Annotated in this window: 16 protein-coding genes and 3 rRNA genes; 7 read left to right on the top strand and 12 right to left on the bottom strand. The window is 68.7% G+C overall.

Annotated features, from left to right (window positions below; genetic code table 11):
- Positions 1–16 precede the first annotated feature (16 nt).
- The 5 genes from AC2RP6_RS29685 to AC2RP6_RS29665 form a co-directional block, all read right to left on the bottom strand.
- Positions 17–2,239 carry a tetratricopeptide repeat protein gene (locus AC2RP6_RS29685; protein WP_486448954.1) on the bottom strand — a complete coding sequence of 741 codons (2,223 nt, stop codon included), beginning with the start codon at positions 2,237–2,239 and terminating at the stop codon, positions 17–19.
- A 141-nt stretch (positions 2,240–2,380) separates the two neighbouring features.
- A 5S ribosomal RNA gene (rrf, locus tag AC2RP6_RS29680) occupies positions 2,381–2,497 on the bottom strand.
- Between the two features lie 106 nt (positions 2,498–2,603).
- A 23S ribosomal RNA gene (locus AC2RP6_RS29675) occupies positions 2,604–5,727 on the bottom strand.
- 286 nt (positions 5,728–6,013) lie between these two features.
- Positions 6,014–7,537 (bottom strand): 16S ribosomal RNA (locus AC2RP6_RS29670).
- The 16S, 23S and 5S rRNA genes sit together here, the layout of an rRNA operon.
- Before the next feature lie 555 nt (positions 7,538–8,092).
- Entirely contained in the window at positions 8,093–8,734 is a 642-nt protein-coding gene (locus tag AC2RP6_RS29665) for a DNA-3-methyladenine glycosylase (protein WP_486448953.1), read from the bottom strand.
- Between the two features lie 108 nt (positions 8,735–8,842).
- Between AC2RP6_RS29665 and AC2RP6_RS29660 the strand changes: the two genes are divergently transcribed.
- From AC2RP6_RS29660 to AC2RP6_RS29650, 3 genes are all read left to right on the top strand, one after another.
- The gene (locus AC2RP6_RS29660; RefSeq protein ID WP_385915526.1) at positions 8,843–9,625 is read left to right on the top strand and encodes a sporulation protein; all 783 of its coding nucleotides are present in this window, start codon (positions 8,843–8,845) and stop codon (positions 9,623–9,625) included.
- Between the two features lie 79 nt (positions 9,626–9,704).
- Positions 9,705–10,241 carry a YbhB/YbcL family Raf kinase inhibitor-like protein gene (locus AC2RP6_RS29655; RefSeq protein ID WP_486448952.1) on the top strand — a complete coding sequence of 179 codons (537 nt, stop codon included), beginning with the start codon at positions 9,705–9,707 and terminating at the stop codon, positions 10,239–10,241.
- A gap of 149 nt (positions 10,242–10,390) precedes the next feature.
- Complete coding sequence (locus AC2RP6_RS29650; RefSeq protein ID WP_486448951.1) at positions 10,391–10,894, top strand: HNH endonuclease; 504 nt, start codon at positions 10,391–10,393, stop codon at positions 10,892–10,894.
- A 37-nt stretch (positions 10,895–10,931) separates the two neighbouring features.
- On the opposite strand, the gene AC2RP6_RS29645 is transcribed toward AC2RP6_RS29650, so the two are convergent.
- The 4 genes from AC2RP6_RS29645 to AC2RP6_RS29630 form a co-directional block, all read right to left on the bottom strand.
- Positions 10,932–11,702, bottom strand: coding sequence for a sulfite exporter TauE/SafE family protein (locus AC2RP6_RS29645; protein ID WP_486448950.1), 771 nt, complete (start codon positions 11,700–11,702; stop codon positions 10,932–10,934).
- Between the two features lie 89 nt (positions 11,703–11,791).
- Positions 11,792–12,778 carry an SPFH domain-containing protein gene (locus AC2RP6_RS29640; protein ID WP_486448949.1) on the bottom strand — a complete coding sequence of 329 codons (987 nt, stop codon included), beginning with the start codon at positions 12,776–12,778 and terminating at the stop codon, positions 11,792–11,794.
- An 83-nt stretch (positions 12,779–12,861) separates the two neighbouring features.
- Positions 12,862–13,290, bottom strand: coding sequence for an NfeD family protein (locus AC2RP6_RS29635; RefSeq protein WP_486448948.1), 429 nt, complete (start codon positions 13,288–13,290; stop codon positions 12,862–12,864).
- A gap of 134 nt (positions 13,291–13,424) precedes the next feature.
- Positions 13,425–14,219, bottom strand: a complete 795-nt coding sequence (locus AC2RP6_RS29630) for an ABC transporter ATP-binding protein (RefSeq protein ID WP_030829467.1) — start codon at positions 14,217–14,219, stop codon at positions 13,425–13,427.
- A gap of 133 nt (positions 14,220–14,352) precedes the next feature.
- On the opposite strand from AC2RP6_RS29630, the gene AC2RP6_RS29625 reads away from it, so the two are divergent.
- Positions 14,353–15,135, top strand: a complete 783-nt coding sequence (locus AC2RP6_RS29625) for a hypothetical protein (RefSeq protein WP_486448947.1) — start codon at positions 14,353–14,355, stop codon at positions 15,133–15,135.
- 312 nt (positions 15,136–15,447) lie between these two features.
- Here the strand turns inward: AC2RP6_RS29625 and AC2RP6_RS29620 are convergent, their stop codons facing one another.
- From AC2RP6_RS29620 to AC2RP6_RS29610, 3 genes are all read right to left on the bottom strand, one after another.
- Positions 15,448–15,693 (bottom strand): chaplin, encoded by a 246-nt coding sequence (locus AC2RP6_RS29620; RefSeq protein ID WP_486448946.1) that lies wholly within the window; start codon positions 15,691–15,693, stop codon positions 15,448–15,450.
- 148 nt (positions 15,694–15,841) lie between these two features.
- Positions 15,842–16,504 (bottom strand): response regulator, encoded by a 663-nt coding sequence (locus AC2RP6_RS29615; RefSeq protein WP_486448945.1) that lies wholly within the window; start codon positions 16,502–16,504, stop codon positions 15,842–15,844.
- Positions 16,497–17,645, bottom strand: a complete 1,149-nt coding sequence (locus AC2RP6_RS29610) for a GAF domain-containing sensor histidine kinase (protein WP_486450495.1) — start codon at positions 17,643–17,645, stop codon at positions 16,497–16,499. The genes AC2RP6_RS29615 and AC2RP6_RS29610 overlap by 8 nt, the downstream gene beginning before the upstream one ends.
- Before the next feature lie 194 nt (positions 17,646–17,839).
- Between AC2RP6_RS29610 and AC2RP6_RS29605 the strand changes: the two genes are divergently transcribed.
- The 3 genes from AC2RP6_RS29605 (at position 17,840) to AC2RP6_RS29595 (ending at position 20,909) form a co-directional block, all read left to right on the top strand.
- Complete coding sequence (locus tag AC2RP6_RS29605; RefSeq protein ID WP_486448944.1) at positions 17,840–18,580, top strand: SDR family NAD(P)-dependent oxidoreductase; 741 nt, start codon at positions 17,840–17,842, stop codon at positions 18,578–18,580.
- A gap of 263 nt (positions 18,581–18,843) precedes the next feature.
- Positions 18,844–19,920 carry an S-adenosylmethionine:tRNA ribosyltransferase-isomerase gene (locus AC2RP6_RS29600; RefSeq protein ID WP_486450494.1) on the top strand — a complete coding sequence of 359 codons (1,077 nt, stop codon included), beginning with the start codon at positions 18,844–18,846 and terminating at the stop codon, positions 19,918–19,920.
- Between the two features lie 296 nt (positions 19,921–20,216).
- On the top strand, positions 20,217–20,909 hold the full coding sequence (locus AC2RP6_RS29595) for a transglycosylase SLT domain-containing protein (RefSeq protein ID WP_486448943.1): 693 nt from the start codon (positions 20,217–20,219) through the stop codon (positions 20,907–20,909).
- Positions 20,910–20,925 lie beyond the last annotated feature (16 nt).

Here is a 20,925-nt window from a genome sequence, read left to right as displayed (position 1 = left end):
TGCGTCACGACGTGGCTCAGGCCTTGTCGCCCCGGGCGTCGGCGGCGTCCGCGGACTGCTCCGGCGACTCGTACTCCTCGTCGTCCTCGTCGTAGTACTCGGTGACGTCGGTGGCCCGCTCGGCCGCGGCGATCTCCGCCGGGTCCTCGTCGTCGTCCTCTTCGTCCTCGTCGTCGACGCGGTTCACGGCGCCGTCCTGGTCCTCGTCCGCGTCCAGGTCGACCGAGGCGTCGACGAACTCGACGCCGTCGAGCTCGGCGAGCCGGTCGGAGGCGTCGGTGGCGCCGTCCTTGTCCGCTTCGAGGGCCTTGCCGAACCACTCGCGGGCCTCGTCCTCACGGCCGGCCGCCAGCAGGGCGTCGGCGTAGGCGTACCGCAGGCGCGCGGTCCACGGCTGGACGGCGTTGGACGCGAGCTCGGGGCTCTGCAGAGTGACGATGGCGGCTTCGAGCTGCCCCTGGTCCCGCCGGGCACCGGCCGCGACCAGCCGCATCTCGACCTGGCCGGCCTTGTCGAGCTTCTGCACCTCGGGCTCGCCGGCCATGGCCAGGGCGCGCTCGGGGCGGCCGAGGCCGCGCTCGCAGTCGGCCATGACGGGCCACAGCTCGACGGAGCCGGTCATCCGCTTGGCGGCACGGAACTCGGCGAGGGCCTCGCTGTACTTCTGCGTGGCGTAGGCGGCGAAGCCGGCGGCCTCACGGACGGCGGCGACGCGGGAGGCCAGGCGCAGGGCGATGCGCGAGTACGCGTACGCCTGCTCGGGGTCCTCGTCGATCAGCCGGGCGACCATGACGAGGTTCTTGGAGACCTCTTCGGCCAGGCCCTTGGGCAGGCTCAGCAGCTCCTGGCGCACGTCGGCGTCGATCTCGAGACCGGTGACGTCCTCGTCGATCGGAAGGCGCTTGACCGGGTCGCGGTCGCGGTCCGAACGGTAGCCGCGGTCGCCGCCGCGGTCATCGCGGCCCCGGTAGCCGCCACGGTCGTCCCGGCCGCCCCGGTAGCCACCGCGGTCGCCACCCCGGTCGTCACGGCGGGGGTACGAGGGGCGGTCGCCCCGGTCGCCCCGGTCGTCGCGACGCGGGTAGGACGGGCGGTCCCCGCCACGGTCGTCGCGGCCGCCGCGGTAGCCACCGCGGTCGTCGTCGCGACGCGGGTACGAGGGGCGGTCACCGCGGTCGCCCCGGTCGTCGCGACGCGGGTAGGACGGGCGGTCCCCGCCACGGTCGTCGCGGCCGCCGCGGTAGCCACCGCGGTCGTCGTCGCGACGCGGGTACGACGGACGGTCACCCCGGTCGTCCCGGCGCGGGTACGACGGGCGGTCCCCGCCACGGTCGTCGCGGCGGGGGTAGGACGGGCGGTCGCCGCGGTCGTCGCGACGGAAGGAGGGACGGTCGCCACCGCGGTCGTCACGACGCGGGTACGAGGGACGGTCGCCACCACGGTCATCGCGACGGTCGCCGCGGTATCCACCGCGGTCGTCGTCGCGACGCGGGTACGACGGACGGTCACCCCGGTCGTCACGGCGCGGGTACGAGGGGCGGTCGCCACCGCGGTCGTCGCGGCGGGGGTAGGACGGGCGGTCGCCGCCACGGTCGTCGCGTCCGCCGCGGTAGCCACCGCGGTCGTCGTCGCGGCGCGGGTACGAGGGGCGGTCGCCACCACGGTCGTCGCGACGGGGGTAGGAGGGGCGGTCGCCGCGGTCGTCGCGACGGAAGGAGGGACGGTCGCCACCGCGGTCGTCACGACGCGGGTACGACGGACGGTCCCCGCCACGGTCGTCACGGCCGCCGCGGAACCCACCGCGGTCGTCGTCACGGCGCGGGTACGACGGACGGTCACCCCGGTCGTCACGGCGCGGGTACGAGGGGCGGTCGCCACCACGGTCGTCGCGACGGGGGTAGGACGGGCGGTCGCCGCGGTCGTCGCGACGGAAGGAGGGACGGTCGCCACCGCGGTCGTCACGACGCGGGTACGACGGGCGGTCGCCACCACGGTCGTCACGACGGTCGCCGCGGTCGTCACGGCGGAAGCCGCCACCACCGGAGGGACGACCACCGCGGTCATCGCGACGGAAGCCGCCGCCACCGCTGGACGGCCGGCCACTGGTACCTCGGTCGTCACGACGGAACGGGGGACGGTCGCCACCACGGTCGTCACGGCCCCCGCGGTAGCCGCCCCTGTCACCGCCGTCGTTGCGCCGAGGCTCGCGCTCCGGACGATCGTCGGGAGAGTTGGACATGGGTGTGACTCCTGTCTTCGGGGTACCGCTAGTCATTCTCGCGCAACCAACCCATGGCCGCGCTTCGGCGTAAAGAAGGGAAAAACAAAAAGGACCCTTGGTCCAGCGTTGAACGCTGGACCAAGGGTCCTTTGAAAGATTGTTCGGCGGCGTCCTACTCTCCCACAGGGTCCCCCCTGCAGTACCATCGGCGCTGAAAGGCTTAGCTTCCGGGTTCGGAATGTAACCGGGCGTTTCCCTAACGCTATGACCACCGAAACCCTATCGGTTTCGAGCGAACAAGCACACTTTGTAGTTATGTTCTAGCTCTAGAAACCAGCAACTGTTCGTTGCTTCAGAACTAACACAGTGGACGCGAGCAACTGAGGACAAGCCCTCGGCCTATTAGTACCAGTCAGCTTCACCCGTTACCGGGCTTCCACATCTGGCCTATCAACCCAGTCGTCTACTGGGAGCCTTACCCTCTCAAGGAGGTGGGAATACTCATCTTGAAGCAGGCTTCCCGCTTAGATGCTTTCAGCGGTTATCCCTCCCGAACGTAGCCAACCAGCCATGCCCTTGGCAGGACAACTGGCACACCAGAGGTTCGTCCGTCCCGGTCCTCTCGTACTAGGGACAGCCCTTCTCAATATTCCTACGCGCACAGCGGATAGGGACCGAACTGTCTCACGACGTTCTAAACCCAGCTCGCGTACCGCTTTAATGGGCGAACAGCCCAACCCTTGGGACCGACTCCAGCCCCAGGATGCGACGAGCCGACATCGAGGTGCCAAACCATCCCGTCGATATGGACTCTTGGGGAAGATCAGCCTGTTATCCCCGGGGTACCTTTTATCCGTTGAGCGACGGCGCTTCCACAAGCCACCGCCGGATCACTAGTCCCGACTTTCGTCCCTGCTCGACCCGTCGGTCTCACAGTCAAGCTCCCTTGTGCACTTACACTCAACACCTGATTGCCAACCAGGCTGAGGGAACCTTTGGGCGCCTCCGTTACCCTTTGGGAGGCAACCGCCCCAGTTAAACTACCCATCAGACACTGTCCCTGATCCGGATCACGGACCGAGGTTAGACATCCAGCACGACCAGAGTGGTATTTCAACGGCGACTCCACCCCAACTGGCGTTGGGGCTTCAAAGTCTCCCACCTATCCTACACAAGCCGAACCGAACACCAATATCAAACTGTAGTAAAGGTCCCGGGGTCTTTCCGTCCTGCTGCGCGAAACGAGCATCTTTACTCGTAGTGCAATTTCACCGGGCCTATGGTTGAGACAGTCGAGAAGTCGTTACGCCATTCGTGCAGGTCGGAACTTACCCGACAAGGAATTTCGCTACCTTAGGATGGTTATAGTTACCACCGCCGTTTACTGGCGCTTAAGTTCTCAGCTTCGCAACCCCGAAAGGTCACTAACCGGTCCCCTTAACGTTCCAGCACCGGGCAGGCGTCAGTCCGTATACATCGCCTTACGGCTTCGCACGGACCTGTGTTTTTAGTAAACAGTCGCTTCTCGCTGGTCTCTGCGGCCACCCCCAGCTCACGGAGCAAGTCCGATCACCAGTGATGGCCCCCCTTCTCCCGAAGTTACGGGGGCATTTTGCCGAGTTCCTTAACCATAGTTCACCCGAACGCCTCGGTATTCTCTACCTGACCACCTGAGTCGGTTTAGGGTACGGGCCGCCATGAAACTCGCTAGAGGCTTTTCTCGACAGCATAGGATCATCCACTTCACCACAATCGGCTCGGCATCAGGTCTCAGCCTTGTATGAGGGACGGATTTGCCTACCCCTCGGCCTACACCCTTACCCCGGGACAACCACCGCCCGGGCTGGACTACCTTCCTGCGTCACCCCATCGCTTACCTACTACAAGTCTGGTTCGTCGGCTCCACCACTTTCCTTTCCCCGAAGGGTCCGGAACGGCTTCACGGACTTAGCATCGCCTGATTCGATATTGGGCGTTTCAAAGCGGGTACCGGAATATCAACCGGTTGTCCATCGACTACGCCTGTCGGCCTCGCCTTAGGTCCCGACTTACCCTGGGCAGATCAGCTTGACCCAGGAACCCTTAGTCAATCGGCGCACACGTTTCTCACGTGTGTATCGCTACTCATGCCTGCATTCTCACTCGTGAACCGTCCACAACTAGCTTCCGCTGCTGCTTCACCCGGCACACGACGCTCCCCTACCCATCACAGCCTCCGTTGGGAGTATTGCTGCAATGACACGACTTCGGCGGTACGCTTGAGCCCCGCTACATTGTCGGCGCGGAATCACTTGACCAGTGAGCTATTACGCACTCTTTCAAGGGTGGCTGCTTCTAAGCCAACCTCCTGGTTGTCTCTGCGACTCCACATCCTTTCCCACTTAGCGTACGCTTAGGGGCCTTAGTCGATGCTCTGGGCTGTTTCCCTCTCGACCATGGAGCTTATCCCCCACAGTCTCACTGCCGTGCTCTCACTTACCGGCATTCGGAGTTTGGCTAAGGTCAGTAACCCGGTAGGGCCCATCGCCTATCCAGTGCTCTACCTCCGGCAAGAAACACACGACGCTGCACCTAAATGCATTTCGGGGAGAACCAGCTATCACGGAGTTTGATTGGCCTTTCACCCCTAACCACAGGTCATCCCCCAGGTTTTCAACCCTGGTGGGTTCGGTCCTCCACGAAGTCTTACCTCCGCTTCAACCTGCCCATGGCTAGATCACTCCGCTTCGGGTCTAGAGCGTGCAACTCAAACGCCCTGTTCGGACTCGCTTTCGCTACGGCTTCCCCACACGGGTTAACCTCGCTACACACCGCTAACTCGCAGGCTCATTCTTCAAAAGGCACGCAGTCACGACTGCATGTGCAAGCACATACAGCGACGCTCCCACGGCTTGTAGGCACACGGTTTCAGGTACTATTTCACTCCGCTCCCGCGGTACTTTTCACCATTCCCTCACGGTACTATCCGCTATCGGTCACCAGGGAATATTTAGGCTTAGCGGGTGGTCCCGCCAGATTCACACGGGATTTCTCGGGCCCCGTGCTACTTGGGAGATGAGCAAGCAAGCCGCTGATGTTTCGTCTACGGGGGTCTTACCCTCTACGCCGGACCTTTCGCATGTCCTTCGACTACATCAACGGTTTCTGACTCGCCCAGCCGCCGGCAGACGACTGAAGCTCATTCCCACAACCCCGCATGCGCAACCCCTGCCGGGTATCACACGCATACGGTTTGGCCTCATCCGGTTTCGCTCGCCACTACTCCCGGAATCACGGTTGTTTTCTCTTCCTGAGGGTACTGAGATGTTTCACTTCCCCTCGTTCCCTCCACACTGCCTATGTGTTCAGCAGTGGGTGACAGCCCATGACGACTGCCGGGTTTCCCCATTCGGACACCCCCGGATCAAAGCTCAGTTGGCAGCTCCCCGGGGCCTATCGCGGCCTCTCACGTCCTTCATCGGTTCCTGGTGCCAAGGCATCCACCGTGCGCCCTTAAAAACTTGGCCACAGATGCTCGCGTCCACTGTGTAGTTCTCAAACAACGACCAGCCACCCATCACCCTGCACTCCAAAGAGCAGCAAGTTCACTGGGGCCGGCACTGAAGATTCCAACCTTGCGGCCGTACCTTCAGGACCCAACAACGTGCCAAGCACAGTCGACCATCCGTCTTTCCGTTCCACGCCGAAGCAGTACTTGGAAACCATCCGGTTCAACCGTGCCAACTAATCAACGTTCCACCCATGAGCTGACCGTGCAGAACGTTTGTCTGCAATCGGTACTGTGCTCCTTAGAAAGGAGGTGATCCAGCCGCACCTTCCGGTACGGCTACCTTGTTACGACTTCGTCCCAATCGCCAGTCCCACCTTCGACAGCTCCCTCCACAAGGGTTGGGCCACCGGCTTCGGGTGTTACCGACTTTCGTGACGTGACGGGCGGTGTGTACAAGGCCCGGGAACGTATTCACCGCAGCAATGCTGATCTGCGATTACTAGCGACTCCGACTTCATGGGGTCGAGTTGCAGACCCCAATCCGAACTGAGACCGGCTTTTTGAGATTCGCTCCACCTCACGGTATCGCAGCTCATTGTACCGGCCATTGTAGCACGTGTGCAGCCCAAGACATAAGGGGCATGATGACTTGACGTCGTCCCCACCTTCCTCCGAGTTGACCCCGGCGGTCTCCTGTGAGTCCCCATCACCCCGAAGGGCATGCTGGCAACACAGGACAAGGGTTGCGCTCGTTGCGGGACTTAACCCAACATCTCACGACACGAGCTGACGACAGCCATGCACCACCTGTATACCGACCACAAGGGGGGCACTATCTCTAATGCTTTCCGGTATATGTCAAGCCTTGGTAAGGTTCTTCGCGTTGCGTCGAATTAAGCCACATGCTCCGCCGCTTGTGCGGGCCCCCGTCAATTCCTTTGAGTTTTAGCCTTGCGGCCGTACTCCCCAGGCGGGGAACTTAATGCGTTAGCTGCGGCACCGACGACGTGGAATGTCGCCAACACCTAGTTCCCAACGTTTACGGCGTGGACTACCAGGGTATCTAATCCTGTTCGCTCCCCACGCTTTCGCTCCTCAGCGTCAGTAATGGCCCAGAGATCCGCCTTCGCCACCGGTGTTCCTCCTGATATCTGCGCATTTCACCGCTACACCAGGAATTCCGATCTCCCCTACCACACTCTAGCTAGCCCGTATCGAATGCAGACCCGAGGTTAAGCCTCGGGCTTTCACATCCGACGTGACAAGCCGCCTACGAGCTCTTTACGCCCAATAATTCCGGACAACGCTTGCGCCCTACGTATTACCGCGGCTGCTGGCACGTAGTTAGCCGGCGCTTCTTCTGCAGGTACCGTCACTTTCGCTTCTTCCCTGCTGAAAGAGGTTTACAACCCGAAGGCCGTCATCCCTCACGCGGCGTCGCTGCATCAGGCTTTCGCCCATTGTGCAATATTCCCCACTGCTGCCTCCCGTAGGAGTCTGGGCCGTGTCTCAGTCCCAGTGTGGCCGGTCGCCCTCTCAGGCCGGCTACCCGTCGTCGCCTTGGTAGGCCATTACCCCACCAACAAGCTGATAGGCCGCGGGCTCATCCTTCACCGCCGGAGCTTTCAACCCCCGCCCATGCAGGCAGGAGTGGTATCCGGTATTAGACCCCGTTTCCAGGGCTTGTCCCAGAGTGAAGGGCAGATTGCCCACGTGTTACTCACCCGTTCGCCACTAATCCACCCCGAAGGGCTTCATCGTTCGACTTGCATGTGTTAAGCACGCCGCCAGCGTTCGTCCTGAGCCAGGATCAAACTCTCCATGAATGTTTACCCGTAATCGGGTGAACACCACGAAAGAGCGGGCGCATCATGTCGGAATATGACCGACGCGCCACAACGTCCTCGCTGTGTTGTGTCGCCTGCCAGTGCCCGAAGGCCCGACAGGACTTTTTCAAAGGAACCTCATCCACCGAAGTGGACGGGGTATCAACTTCTGGCGTTGATTTTTGGCACGCTGTTGAGTTCTCAAGGAACGGACGCTTCCTTCGTACTCACCCTCGCGGGCTTTCCTCCGGGCTTTCGTTCTGCTGTCTTGCGTTTCCAACTCTACCAGATCATTTCCGCGCCCTGCTTCTCGAAAGTCGCATTCGATTCGGATTTGAATTCGGTGACCGTTGGGGGTCTTTGCCTTGCGGCTTCCACCACGTTAGCGCTTTTCCCTTGCGACTCATAATCGAGGCGCCGGCCGGGAATTCGGGCATGCCGAACAGGACCCCGCCAGGGGTAAGTCGTAGGTAGTGGGTTGGCCGCTCCGGGGTCCGCCGATGGCGGTGCCCGTAAAAGCGGCTCGAGCAACGTTAGGCGTCCGGCCAGGGCGAGTCAAGTTGAGCGGCGGCGTGGTGCGTGGGCGCGGTACGGGCTCACCGTCGGGTCGTCGGTGATCCAGAAGCGGTACGGGTGGTCCGCGCCGGCTCCGCCGACCCCCGTGCGTGGACCGCTGCTCACCAGGTCGGCCGAGGTCGGGGTACCCGTGAGCACGGCCAAGGGGGATCCGGGGCCACCGCAGAGGTCGGTCCCGTCCAGCGAGCGGTCCACGTCCAGGGCGGTGGCCAGACGGGCCGGGCCTTTGGCGAGTTCTCTCGGGTTTCTGGCTGAAACTCGACGTTTGGCGGCCAGGTCGGCGCCGGTCGTGATCTCGCCGGCGCGGACCAGGACCCCGCTCGCGTGGCCGGGCGGGCCGCACACCAGGTTGAGGCTGAACCACATCCCGTAGATGAAGTAGACGTACGCGTGTCCGGGTGGCCCGAACATCGATGCGTTCCGCGCGGTGCGCCCGCGGTAGGCGTGCGAGCCGGGATCGGATTCCCCCTCGTACGCCTCGACCTCGGTGATGCGCAGCTCGAGGAGGCCCTCCTCGGTACGGCGGACCAGGGTGCGGCCGAGGAGGTCGGGGGCCACGGTGAGGACCGGGCGGTCGAAGAAGGACCGGGGCAGGGGCGTACGGTCGTGTCGCGCGCTCATCCGGTCGAGCGTAGTGGAACGCGCTCACCTGCAACCGGGGCCTAATGTTCGGCGTTGGTAAGGGGTAGTCGCGGCGTAGTCGCCAGATCGTTCAAGGGGAGTTTGAGCATGGGCTTCAAGAAGCTGTTCGCGAGCCTGGGTGCCGGTGGTGCCTCGGTGGACACGATCATCACCGAGCCGAACGTCGTACCGGGCGGGATCGTCCAGGGCGAGGTCCGGATCCAGGGCGGATCCGTGGAGCAGCAGATCGAGGGGCTGTCCGTCGGGCTGCAGGCGCGGGTCGAGGTCGAGGGTGGCGACCAGGAGTACAAGCAGGACGTCGTCTTCACCAAGCAGCGCCTCGGCGGTGCCTTCCAGGTGCAGGCCGGCGCGCTGCACGTGGTGCCCTTCGCGCTGGAGATCCCGTGGGAGACGCCGATCACCCACTTCGGTGGCCAGCACCTGCACGGTATGAACATCGGGGTCAGCACCGAGCTGGAGATCGCGCGGGCGGTGGACGCGGGCGACCTCGACGCCATCAACGTGCACCCGGTGCCGGCGCAGCAGGCGATCCTCGACGCCTTCCGCCAGCTCGGCTTCACCTTCCGCAGCGCGGACATGGAGCGGGGGCACATCCGCGGGACGCGGCAGACGCTGCCCTTCTACCAGGAGATCGAGTTCCTGCCGCCGTCGCAGTACCGGGGTCTGAACCAGGTCGAGCTGACCTTCGTCTCGGACGGTCGGGAGATGGACGTCGTCCTGGAGATGGACAAGAAGCCGGGTCTGTTCAGCGAGGGCAGCGACACCTACCGCTGCTTCCAGGTGGGTCTGCAGTCGTACCAGAGCACGGACTGGGCGGCGTACCTGAACCAGTGGATCGCCGGCGTCGGTTCGCAGCGCAACTGGTTCTAGGCTCGGGTTCCAGGTTCGGATCGCGCCCGTACACGGCGGGCGCGTCCGGTGTACTCCCCCTTCCCCCGGAGGTTCAGCAGTGTCAGAGCAGAGCAGGGCGCCCCTTCCGCACGACTTCCACCCCGAGGTCGAGTCCTTCACCGTGACGAGTGAGGACGTCTCCCACGGAGCCGACCTGAACGCCGCGCAGGTCCTGACGGGGAAGAACGTCTCGCCGCACCTGCGCTGGGAGGGCTTCCCCGAGGGGACGAAGAGCTTCGCCGTGACCTGCTTCGACCCGGACGCGCCCACGGGCAGCGGGTTCTGGCACTGGGTGCTCTTCGACCTGCCCGTCTCGGTGACGGAGCTGCCGGCGGGCGCGGGCACCGGGGACTTCGCGGGCCTGCCGGAGGGTGCGGTGCACGCGCGGAACGACTACGGCACGAGGGACTTCGGCGGCGCGGCCCCGCCGCGCGGGGAGCGGCACCGCTACGTCTTCACCGTTTACGCGGTGGACCGGGAACAGCTCGGCCCCGACGAGGACTCGTCGCCGGCGGTCGTCGGATTCCACCTGCGGTTCCACGCGCTGGGGCGTGCGCAGCTCGTCGCCGAGTACGAGGCGCCCGCCGCGCGCTGATTCTTCGCCCGCCGTTTGCCCGGTCCTGGTCTAAAGAAGGCCAGGACCGGGCATTTTTATTGCGTTGTCCCGCGTGGCGCGCGCGGCCAGAGTGGTTGCGGGCCCTGCCGCCGTGGTGGTCGCGGGCCTGCACACGGGAGGTGGGCGAGATGCGGGACACGCTGGTGCTGAATGCGAGCTTCGAGCCGCTGTCGACGGTGACGCTGAATCGAGCTGTGGTCCTGGTGCTCCAGGACAAGGCCGTCGTCGAACAGTCGCATCCCGATCTCCGTGTCCGTGCCGCCACCATGGAGCTTCCGATGCCGCGGGTGATCCGGCTCTGCAGGTACGTCAGGGTGCCCTTCCGAAGACATGCTCCCTGGTCGCGGAGGGGGGTGCTGGTCCGGGACCAGCACCGGTGCGCTTACTGCGGCAAGCGCGCCACCACGGTGGACCACGTGCTGCCGCGGGCCCAGGGGGGTGGGGACACCTGGCTGAACACGGTGGCGTCCTGCGCCGAGGACAACCACCGCAAAGCGGCCCGGACTCCGGAGGAGGCGGGGATGCCTCTGCTCCGGAAGCCGTTCGTACCGTCTCCGGCGGACGCCATGCTCCTCGCGCTGGGGGTGGCGGGGCAGGAGGCGCTTCCGGACTGGCTGGAGCGTTCCGCCTAGGGTGCGTGCGCTGGGCGGCGTAGGGGATCTACGTCGCTCAGCGGACCAGCAGCTGGACGATCGCGAGGATGCCCACCGTCACGATGACGGCGCGCAGGACCGTCGGCGAGAGCCGGCGGCCGACCTTGGCGCCGATCTGGCCGCCGATGGTCGAGCCGACGGCGATGAGGAGGACGGCCGTCCAGTCGAACTCGGCGACGAAGAGGAAGAAGACGGCCGCGATGCCGTTCACGAGGGCGGCAATGACGTTCTTGACGGCATTGATCCGTTGCAGGTCGTCGCGGAGCAGCAGACCCATCAGTCCGAGGTAGAGCACGCCCTGGGCGGCGCCGAAGTAGCCGCCGTAGGCGCTGGAGAACAGCATGCCGCCGAGCAGGGCCGGGCCGCCGTCGGGGTGGCCGGTGTCGCCTCCGGCGGCTTCCTGGCGTCGGCGCAGGGCGGCGGCGAGCCGGGGCTGCAGGACGACGAGGACGAGGGCGAGCCCGATCAGGACGGGCACGATCGTGTCGAAGGAGTCGGACGGCAGGGCCAGGAGCAGGGCCGCGCCCGCGAGTCCTCCGACGGCGGAGACCGAGCCGAGTCGCAGGATGCGGGCGCGCTGTCCGCGGAGTTCCTTGCGGTAGCCGATGGCTCCGCTGATGGAACCGGGCACCAGGCCGAGGGTGTTGGAGACGTTGGCGGTGACCGGTGGCAGACCGGTGGCGAGCAGCACCGGGAAGGTGATGAGGGTGCCGGAGCCCACGATGGTGTTGATCGTGCCGGCTCCGATGCCGGCGGCGAGGACCGCGAGTGATTCCCAGATGGACATGGACGGTGCCATCCCCTTTGCATGAGTGAGTCGCCTCCCCGCCATGAAGGTCGAGGGGCCTCACTGATCATGCAGGAAGGGGCGGCGGGTCAGTCGATGGGGGGCTGTTCGCGGCGGTCCGCGGAGTCCTTGTCCCGGGCGGCGGGGATGCCGCCGCCGTCCTTGCCGGCGTTCTGCGGGTTGAAGCCCGAACCGCCGCCCAGGGGGCCGAAGTTGCCCATGGCGCCGGAGAGGCCCTTGAGTGCGTCGCCGATCTCGCTGGGGACGATCCAGAGCTTGTTGGCGTCGCCCTCGGCGATCTTCGGGAGCATCTGGAGGTACTGGTAGGCGAGGAGCTTCTGGTCGGCGTCGCCGGCGTGGATGGACTCGAACACCGTACGGATGGCCTGCGCTTCGCCCTCGGCCTTGAGCGCGGCGGCCTTGGCCTCACCCTCGGCGCGCAGGATGGAGGACTGCTTCTCGCCCTCGGCGCGCAGGATCTCGGACTGCCGGACACCCTCGGCCTGGAGGATCGCGGCGCGCTTGTCGCGGTCTGCGCGCATCTGCTTCTCCATCGAGTCCTGGATGGAGGTCGGCGGCTCGATGGCCTTGAGCTCGACGCGGTTGACGCGGATGCCCCACTTGCCGGTGGCCTCGTCGAGGACGCCGCGCAGGGCGGCGTTGATCTCCTCGCGGGAGGTGAGGGTGCGCTCCAGGTCCATGCCGCCGATGATGTTGCGGAGCGTGGTGACGGTGAGCTGCTCGATGGCCTGGATGTAGCTGGCCACTTCGTAGGTCGCGGCCCGCGCGTCGGTCACCTGGTAGTAGATGACGGTGTCGATGTTGACGACCAGGTTGTCCTGGGTGATGACGGGCTGCGGCGGGAAGGGGACGACCTGTTCGCGCAGGTCGATCCGGTTGCGGATCGAGTCGATGAACGGGACGACGATGTTGAGGCCCGCGTTGAGGGTGCGGGTGTAGCGGCCGAACCGCTCGACGATGGCGGCGCTGGCCTGCGGGATCACCTGGATCGTCTTGACCAGTGCGATGAAGACCAGAACCACCAGAATGATCAGGACGATGATGATCGGTTGCATGCGGTTCCCCGTGCCCTTCCGGCTGTCTGTGCTGCCCCGTTGATCGGAGTCTCGCAGACCTGGGGGCCGCGAGCAGGCTGCTTTCACATGACGACGGCGGTCGCTCCGTCGATCTCCACCACGTCGACCGACTGGCCCGGTTCGAAGCTGGTGTCCGCGTCGAGGGTACGGGCGGACCAGATCTCGCCGGCGAGCTTGATGCGGCCGCCGCCGCCGTCGACGCGTTCGAGGACGACGGCGGTGCGGCCCTTCAACGCGTCGATGCCGCTGCGGTGTTGGGGCCGCTGGTCGCGATGGCGGTTGGCGATGGGCCGGACGACGGCGATCAGCGCGACCGACACGACGACGAACACGAGGACTTGGGCCACCACTCCCCCGCCCAGGGCCGCCGTGACGGCTGCCGCCACCGCCCCGACGGCGAACATGCCGAACTCCGGCATGGCGGTCAGGACGAGGGGGATGCCCAGTCCGACCGCGCCGATGAGCCACCACACCCACGCGTCGATGTCCACGTGGTCATGTTAGGTCGGCCGGGCGCGGTCGGGACAGGGTGCGGGGGGCCGTACCCGGAGCGTAATCGTGCGGGGGGGGTGCCCGGCCCGGGGTCGCGGCAGGCCGCGGCCCGGCGCGCCGGCCGGGCGCGGGCTCAGCCGAGGGGCAGGCCCTGGGCGGTCCAGCGGTCGGTCCCGTTGCGCTCGACGACCAGCGGGAGGCCGAAGCACAGCGAGAGGTTGCGGGAGGTCAGTTCGAGGTCGATGGGGCCCGCGGTGACGACCTTGCCCTGACGGATCATCAGGACGTGGGTGAAGCCGGGGGCGATCTCCTCGACGTGGTGCGTGACCATGACCATGGAGGGGGCGAGCGGGTCGCGGGCGAGGCGGCCGAGGCGGCGTACGAGGTCCTCGCGGCCGCCGAGGTCGAGGCCCGCCGCGGGCTCGTCGAGGAGCAGCAGCTCGGGGTCGGTCATCAGCGCGCGGGCGATCAGGGTGCGCTTGCGCTCGCCCTCGGAGAGCGTGCCGAACTTCCGGTCGAGGTACTCGGTCATGCCGAGGCGGTCGAGGAAGGCACGGGCGCGCTGCTCGTCGACGGCCTCGTACTCCTCCTGCCAGGTCGCCGTCATGCCGTAGGCGGCGGTGAGGACGGTCTGCAGGACGGTCTGCCGCTTCGGGAGCTTGTCGGCCATCGCGATGCCGGCCACGCCGATGCGGGGGCGCAGCTCGAAGACGTCGACCTTGCCGAGGGTGCTGCCGAGGATGGTGGCGGAGCCCTTGGTGGGGAAGAGGTAGCTGGAGGCGAGGTTCAGCAGCGTGGTCTTGCCGGCGCCGTTGGGGCCGAGGATCACCCAGCGCTCGCCCTCCTTCACCGACCAGGAGACCTGGTCCACCAGAGCCCGGCCCTCGCGGACCACGGATACGTCCACCAGCTCCAGAACATCGCTCATGAGCGTGTTGTCACCCCTTGCAGTCACGGTTCACTGTGCGCCGGAAGACGCAGCCCCAGGGGAAAACCTACGCCACTCGGGACGGGGTCCGGGGCCGGGGCCCGGTGCGGGTGGCGATCCGTAAAGTGGGGGGATGCTTTTCGAACCACGTTCAGGGCGGCTGGCCGCCTGGGGGAACGCGCTGCTGGCCGGTCTGGTCTCGCCCGACGAGGCCGCGATGTCGATCGTGGGCGAGGACGCCGTGCACCGGGTGGCCGGGCTGCCGGGCGAGGCGGGGCCGGTGGGACTCACGCTGGCGCTCGGCCGGCTGCGCGCGCTGGGGGTGTCGGGGCTGCGGGTCGCGCTGCCGGCGCCGGGTCATCCGCTGGGGCTGAGCGGTCCGCCGGAGTTCAACGCGCGGGCGCTGGAGGCCGAGGAGGCGGTCGTCGCGGTGGGTGCGGCGGTGGGTCTGGTGCCGGAGGTGGCCGAGGCCGGTCCGGCCGGGGACGTGCACGTGTCGGTGACCTGGCACGTGCTGCCGGTGCGGGAGGCCCCGCCGGCGGACGTGCCGTCCCTGGGCGAGGCGGAGCGGGAGCTGGCAGAGGCACTGCGCGAGGCGACCACGGTGCTGACCCGGCTGGACGTGGCGGGGTCCGGGCCCGTGGCGGACGCGGCGCTGTCGGCGTACCGGGCGCGGGCGGAGGCGGGACGGGACGCGCTGGCGCCGGGGTATCCGGCGCGGGCGGTGCGCGTGCTGGCGCTGGCGCAGCGGGTGGACCTGATGGTGTCGCTGGCGACCGAGAGCGGGCACGGGGGTGCGGTGGCCGCGTCGGAGATGGCGGCGCGGGCGGAGGCGCTGCGGCCGGTGGAGCGGGTCGCCCGGCGGGCGCTCGTGGCGGCGTACAACTCGGCCGTCGAGGAGCGCAAGCGGGGCTGACGCCGCTGGGCGGAGCCCCGTATCCCGCGCCTCGTGGGCGGGCGGGGCATGGTTCACGACGCCGGTCGGGTCTGCGTCGACCGGGACGACGGTCGTGTCCGGGCGGTGCCGGTGTCGATCAGCGCCAGGGTGTCCGGGGCGATGTCGGCGACGTGCAGGCGGGAGCCGCCCGGGGTGGCGGCGAGGCCGTGGGGGCCGGTTCGTCGTGATGCGGGTCGGGCCAGGGGTGCCTGACGGCACCGGACGCACCGACGCGGCCCCGCTTCCGGGGAGAGGGGGAAGCGGGGCCGCGTCGGCGGGGTTCGATGGGGGTCAGGCGTTCACGCCGGTGTTGCCCCAGGCGCCGTTGAGCAGGCCGATCACGGTGACCGTGTTGCCCACGACGTTCACGGGGACGTCCACCGGTGCCTGGACCAGGTTCCCCGAGGCCACGCCGGGCGAGTTCAGGGCCTCGCCCTCCGCCGACGCACCGCCGTGCGCCGAGGAGACACCGGCGCCGGCGGCGAGGAGGCCGCCCGCGATCATGGTGACGGCTGCGGCCTTCTTGAAGTTCTTCACGTTCTCGTTCCTCCGTTGCCCGGCCGCGACCAGCCGTCGCGGCACGCCATGGAGAACGGCCGGCCCGGCCGCCGGTTACGCCATGTGGGCTACATACACCCGACCGTATGAATCTCAGACCGGAAGGAGACGGTCCGATTCGGCCTCCTCAGTCGGTGATTCCGTGCCTGACCGCCCACAATGCGGCCTGGGTCCGGTCGGAAAGGTCCAACTTCATCAGGATGTTCGACACATGGGTCTTGACCGTCTTCTCGGACAGCACGAGGGCGCGGGCGATCTCCCGGTTGGAGCGGCCGTCCGCGATGAGGCCGAGGACCTCGCGCTCGCGGTCGGTCAGCGAGCCGGGCCGGCCCGCCGGGGAGCTCTGGTCGTCCTGGGAGAGCAGCGCCTGCGCCACCTCCGGCTGGAGCAGGACGTGTCCGGCGTGGACCGACCGGATGGCTCCGGCGAGGGCGTCGGGGTCGATGTCCTTGTAGACGTAACCCGCCGCACCCGCGCGCAGGGCCGGAACGACGGTCCGCTGCTCCGTGAAGCTGGTGACGATCAGGACCCGGGCCGGGTTGGCCAGCTCGCGCAGCCGGCGCAGCGCCTCGATGCCGTCCGTGCCCGGCATCTTCACGTCCATGAGGATCACGTCGGGGCGCAGCTCCTCGGCGCGGGCGATGCCCTCCTCGCCGTCGGCGGCCTCCCCGACCACCTCGATGTCCTCCTGGACCTCCAGGAAGGTGCGCAGGCCCCGCCGGACCACCTGGTGGTCGTCCACCAGCAGGACCCGGACGCGGCTGCCGTTGCGGCCCGTGCTGTCAGCCACCGGGGACCTCCATCTCGATCGTGGTGCCCCGACCGGGCTCCGAGTGAACGGCGAGGCGGCCGCCGGCGCCGCCCGCCCGGTCCCGCATGGAGACCAGGCCCAGGTGGCGGCCGGCCCGTCGGACGGCTCGCGGGTCGAAGCCCTTGCCGGAGTCGGCGACCGTGAGGACCGCGCCGCCGGCCGGGGTCCGGACGAGGGCGACCTCGACGCGGTCGCCGCCGGAGTGCCGCAGGGCGTTGTGGAGGGCCTCCTGGGCGACGCGGAGCACCGCCTCCTCCTGGGCCGCGGGGAGGGCCCGTACGCCGTCGCAGGTGAAGGTGACGTGCGCGGTGTGGGCGCGGTCGAGTACCTGGACGTGGGTGCGCAGGGTGGCGACCAGGCCGTCCTCGTCCAGGGCGGCCGGGCGCAGCTCGGTCACGGCGGCGCGCAGTTCGTCGGCGGCCTCGGCCGCCAGGGCGGCGACCTGCTGGAGCTCGTCCTTGGCCCGGGCCGGGTCGCGGTCGACGAGGGTCGCGGCGGCCTGGGCGGTGAGGCGCAGGGAGAACAGTTTCTGGCTCACGGCGTCGTGCAGCTCGTGGGCGAGGCGGGAGCGCTCCTCGGCGATGGTGAGCTCGCGGCTGCGTTCGTAGAGCCGGGCGTTGGTGAGGGCGATCGCGGCGTGCTGGGCGAGGAGGGAGAGGAGGTCCTGGTCCTCGTCGGTGAACACGCGACCGCTGCCGTCGGGGGCGCTGCGCTTGTTGGCGAGGAAGACCGCTCCGAGGATCTCGTCGCCGTCGCGGACGGGCATGCCGAGGAAGTCGGACATCTCGGGGTGGGCGGAGGGCCAGCCCTCGAAGCGGGGGTCCTTGCGTACGTCGGCCAGTCGCTCGGGGCCGTTCTCGTGGAGCATCGCGGCGAGGATGCCGTGCTGCCGGGGCAGCGGGCCGATCTGCCTCCACTGTTCCGCGCTGATGCCGTCGACGACGAACTGGGCGAAGCCGCCGTGGTCGTCGGGGACGCCCAGGGCCGCGTACTCGGCGTCCAGCAGCTCGCGGGCCGACACCACGATCGTGCGGAGCACGTCGCGGACCTCCAGGCGGCGGCTCATGGCGAGCAGCGCGGTGCTCACGGCGGCCAGGCCGCTGCGGGGTCCGCCCGGCAGGGGGCTTGCGGTCATGGCCTCACCGTACCCGCGGCCGTGACCTGCCGGATCGGGCGGTGGGAGGAGCCGGGGGCACCCCGCGGGACCTAGGCCGAAGGGCCCTGCGGGAGGGGGCCGGCGGCCGAGGCGGTGGCGGGCTGCCCGTTCCTAGGTTGAGGGCATCTGCTGATCGGAACGAAGGCGAGGGTGCTGTCATGTCGGTGGCGATCGTGACGGGGGCGTCCAGGGGGCTCGGCCGGGCGCTGGCCGGGGAGCTGGCGGCGCGGGGCTGGGACCTGGTGCTGGGCGCGCGCGGCGCGGCCGGGCTGGAGGAGGCGGCGGCCGGGCTGGAGCGGGCCGAGGGGGTGCGGGTGGTGGCGGTGCCCGGGGACGTGTCCTCGGCGGCGCACCGGTCGGCGCTGGTGGCGGCCGCGCGGGGGCTGGGCGGGCTGGACCTGCTGGTGAACAACGCGGGGGTGCTCGGGGCGGAGCCGCTGGTGCCGCTGGCGGTCCAGCCGGCGCAGGGGCTGCGCGAGGCGTTCGAGGTCAACGTGGTGGGGCCGCTGGGGCTGGTGCAGGAGGGGCTGCCGCTGTTGCGGGCCTCGGCGGCCGGGGCGGTGCTGAACGTCAGCTCGGACGCCGCGGTGGTTCCGTACGCCACGTGGGGTGCGTACGGGGCGACCAAGGCGGCGGTGGACCTGATGTCGGCCGTGCTGGCGGTGGAGGAGCCGGAGCTGCGGGTGTGGTGGGCGGATCCGGGGTCGATGCGGACGCGGATGATGGCGGCGGCCGAGCCGGATGAGGACCTGGCGGGGCTGCCGGCGCCGGAGGAGGTGGCTCCGGTGCTGCTGCGGCTCCTGGCGCAGGGTCTGCCGAGCGGGCGCTACACGGCGGAGGGGCTGGGTGCCGGCGCGGGGGCCGGGACGGCCGGCGCGGGCGCGGGGGGCGGCCGGTGAGCGGGGCCCGGGCGGTGCGCGGCGGCGGCCGGGACCTGCGGGAGGGCGGGCCGCGGGCAGGCGGGGCACGGGCAGACGCGGTCCGGCCGGAGGAGCGGGGCGCGCGGCAGGAGGAGGGCCGGCGCGGGGGCGGCGGCGCGCGGCAGGAGGAGGGCCGGCGCGGGGGCGGCGGCGCGCGGCAGGAGGAGGGCCGGCGCGGGGGCGGCGGCGCGCGGCAGGAGGAGGGCCGGCGCGGGGGCGGCGGCGCGTCGGGAGAAAGGGGACTGTATATAACGGACATTCCTCGCGAACTCCTGGCCGGCGTTCCGGCCGAGCAGCGGGGTCCGGGGCTGGGGCGGGACGCGGTGCGGCTGCTGGTCTCCCGGGGGACGGCGCAGCCGTCGCTGCACGCCTTCCGGGAGCTGCCGCACCTGCTGCGGGCGGGTGACGTGCTGGTGGTGAACACGTCGGCCACGCTCGCGGCCGCGGTGGACGCCCGGCTGGGCGGCGAGGACGTGGTGGTGCACTTCTCGACCCGGGGGGACGACGGCCGCTGGGCGGTGGAGCTGCGCGCCCCGGCGGGCCGGGGGACGACCCGGCCGCGGGCGGGCGGTCCGGCGGGCGCGGTGGTGGAGCTGCCGGGCGGCCGCCGCCTGGCGCTGGAGGCGCCCCTCGCCCCGGGCGCGGACCGGCTGTGGTGGGCGCGGCCCTCCCCCGCACCGTACGGGGTGCCGGAGCTGCTGCGGGAGCACGGGCGGCCGATCCGGTACGCCTACACCGAGCGGGATCAGCCGCTGTCGGCCTACCAGACGGTGTTCGCGGTGCCGGCGGCCGACGGGTCGGGGTCGGCCGAGATGCCGAGCGCGGGCCGGCCCTTCACGGCGGAGCTGGTGGCGCGGCTGGTGAGCCGCGGGGTGCGGTTCGCGCCGCTGACCCTGCACACCGGGGTGGCCTCGCAGGAGGCGCACGAGCCGCCGTACCCGGAGCGGTACGCGGTACCGGCCGCCACGGCGGCGCTGGTGAACGCCGCGCGGGCGGGCGGCGGCCGGGTGATCGCGGTGGGGACCACGGCGGTGCGGGCGCTGGAGTCGGCGGCGGACGCGCGCGGGGTGGTCCGCGCGGCGGGCGGGTGGACCTCTCTGGTGGTGACGCCGGAGCGCGGGGTACGGGCGGTGGACGGCCTGCTGACGGGGCTGCACGAGCCCGAGGCGTCCCACCTGCTGATGCTGGAGGCGGTGGCCGGTCGCGCCGCCGTACGCCTGGGGTACGCGCAGGCGGTGGCCCAGCTCTGCCTCTGGCACGAGTTCGGCGACGTCCATCTGCTACTCAAGGATGACAACCGTCACGGAGTGCATTGCTGAAGCAACACATGGTGAGAGCGACGTAAGGGCGGTGTGAGCCCCGGCATAGGACCCACATCACTTACGAAGCTGCCTAGTGGAAGAGGTCATGTCCCGCCTGGGCGGGCGGGGCGGGCGCCGGGGCCGGAAATCGGGCCGCGGCGCCCGCCCCTGATCCACTAAGCGGGATCGTACGTCACACCTTTGCCACAGGATTTTGCCGCCGCTAAGAATTGCTCCCGTCGCCAGGCGCCGCGGATCCCGGATCCGCTCGGCGCCTTCCTGCGGCCCCCGCTATTCGAAGAGGTTGCCCCGCCATGTCTGCTTCCCGCACTCCCGGTCACAGTCGTCTGACGAAGGCACACAAGCTGTCCATCGCCGGTGTCGCCACGCTGAGCGCCGCCGCCGTCGCCTTCTCCCTCGTCCCCGCCGACGCCGCCGAGGCCGAGACCACCATCTCCGCCGCCCCCGTCGCCTGGGCCCAGGCCGTGAACGGCACGCAGACGAAGGCGCTGTACGGCCACCTCTCCACGCAGCAGGTCATCGCCACGGCCAACGCCAAGGCAGCCGCCGTCGCCGCCAAGGCGAAGGCCGACGCCGACGCCAAGGCCAAGGCCGAGGCCGCAGCGAAGAAGGCCCGCGAGCAGAAGGCCGCCGCGAGCCGCTCCGCCGCCCGCACCCCGGTGTTCGCCAACAACCTGGATGGCTGGATCAAGGAAGCCCTCTTCATCATGAAGAAGGAGGGCATTCCGGGCACGTACGCCGGTATTCACCGCAACATCATGCGTGAGTCCAGCGGCAACCCGATGGCGATCAACAACTGGGACATCAACGCCCAGAACGGCATCCCCAGCAAGGGTCTGCTCCAGGTCATCCTCCCGACCTTCAAGGCCTACCACGTCAAGGGCACCAAGTTCGACCAGTACGACCCGGTCGCCAACATCGTCGCCGCCTGCAACTACGCGGCCGACCGGTACGGCTCGATGGACAACGTCAACAGCGCCTACTAGGCACTCGGCGGTCCTC

It is taken from the genome of Streptomyces sp. WAC03905 (assembly GCF_057371075.1).
The sequence above is the reverse complement of the archived record's forward strand: the minus strand, read 5'-3'. Positions and strand labels throughout refer to the sequence as shown.

What these genes read in the sequence shown, in the direction of transcription:
- AC2RP6_RS29685 (WP_486448954.1), bottom strand. Translation starts at nt 2,239, where the DNA reads ATGTCCAACTCTCCCGACGATCGTCCGGAGCGCGAGCCTCGGCGCAAC.
- AC2RP6_RS29665 (WP_486448953.1), bottom strand. Translation starts at nt 8,734, where the DNA reads ATGAGCGCGCGACACGACCGTACGCCCCTGCCCCGGTCCTTCTTCGAC.
- AC2RP6_RS29660 (WP_385915526.1), top strand. Translation starts at nt 8,843, where the DNA reads ATGGGCTTCAAGAAGCTGTTCGCGAGCCTGGGTGCCGGTGGTGCCTCG.
- AC2RP6_RS29650 (WP_486448951.1), top strand. Translation starts at nt 10,391, where the DNA reads ATGCGGGACACGCTGGTGCTGAATGCGAGCTTCGAGCCGCTGTCGACG.
- AC2RP6_RS29645 (WP_486448950.1), bottom strand. Translation starts at nt 11,702, where the DNA reads ATGTCCATCTGGGAATCACTCGCGGTCCTCGCCGCCGGCATCGGAGCC.
- AC2RP6_RS29640 (WP_486448949.1), bottom strand. Translation starts at nt 12,778, where the DNA reads ATGCAACCGATCATCATCGTCCTGATCATTCTGGTGGTTCTGGTCTTC.
- AC2RP6_RS29630 (WP_030829467.1), bottom strand. Translation starts at nt 14,219, where the DNA reads ATGAGCGATGTTCTGGAGCTGGTGGACGTATCCGTGGTCCGCGAGGGC.
- AC2RP6_RS29625 (WP_486448947.1), top strand. Translation starts at nt 14,353, where the DNA reads ATGCTTTTCGAACCACGTTCAGGGCGGCTGGCCGCCTGGGGGAACGCG.
- AC2RP6_RS29605 (WP_486448944.1), top strand. Translation starts at nt 17,840, where the DNA reads ATGTCGGTGGCGATCGTGACGGGGGCGTCCAGGGGGCTCGGCCGGGCG.
- AC2RP6_RS29595 (WP_486448943.1), top strand. Translation starts at nt 20,217, where the DNA reads ATGTCTGCTTCCCGCACTCCCGGTCACAGTCGTCTGACGAAGGCACAC.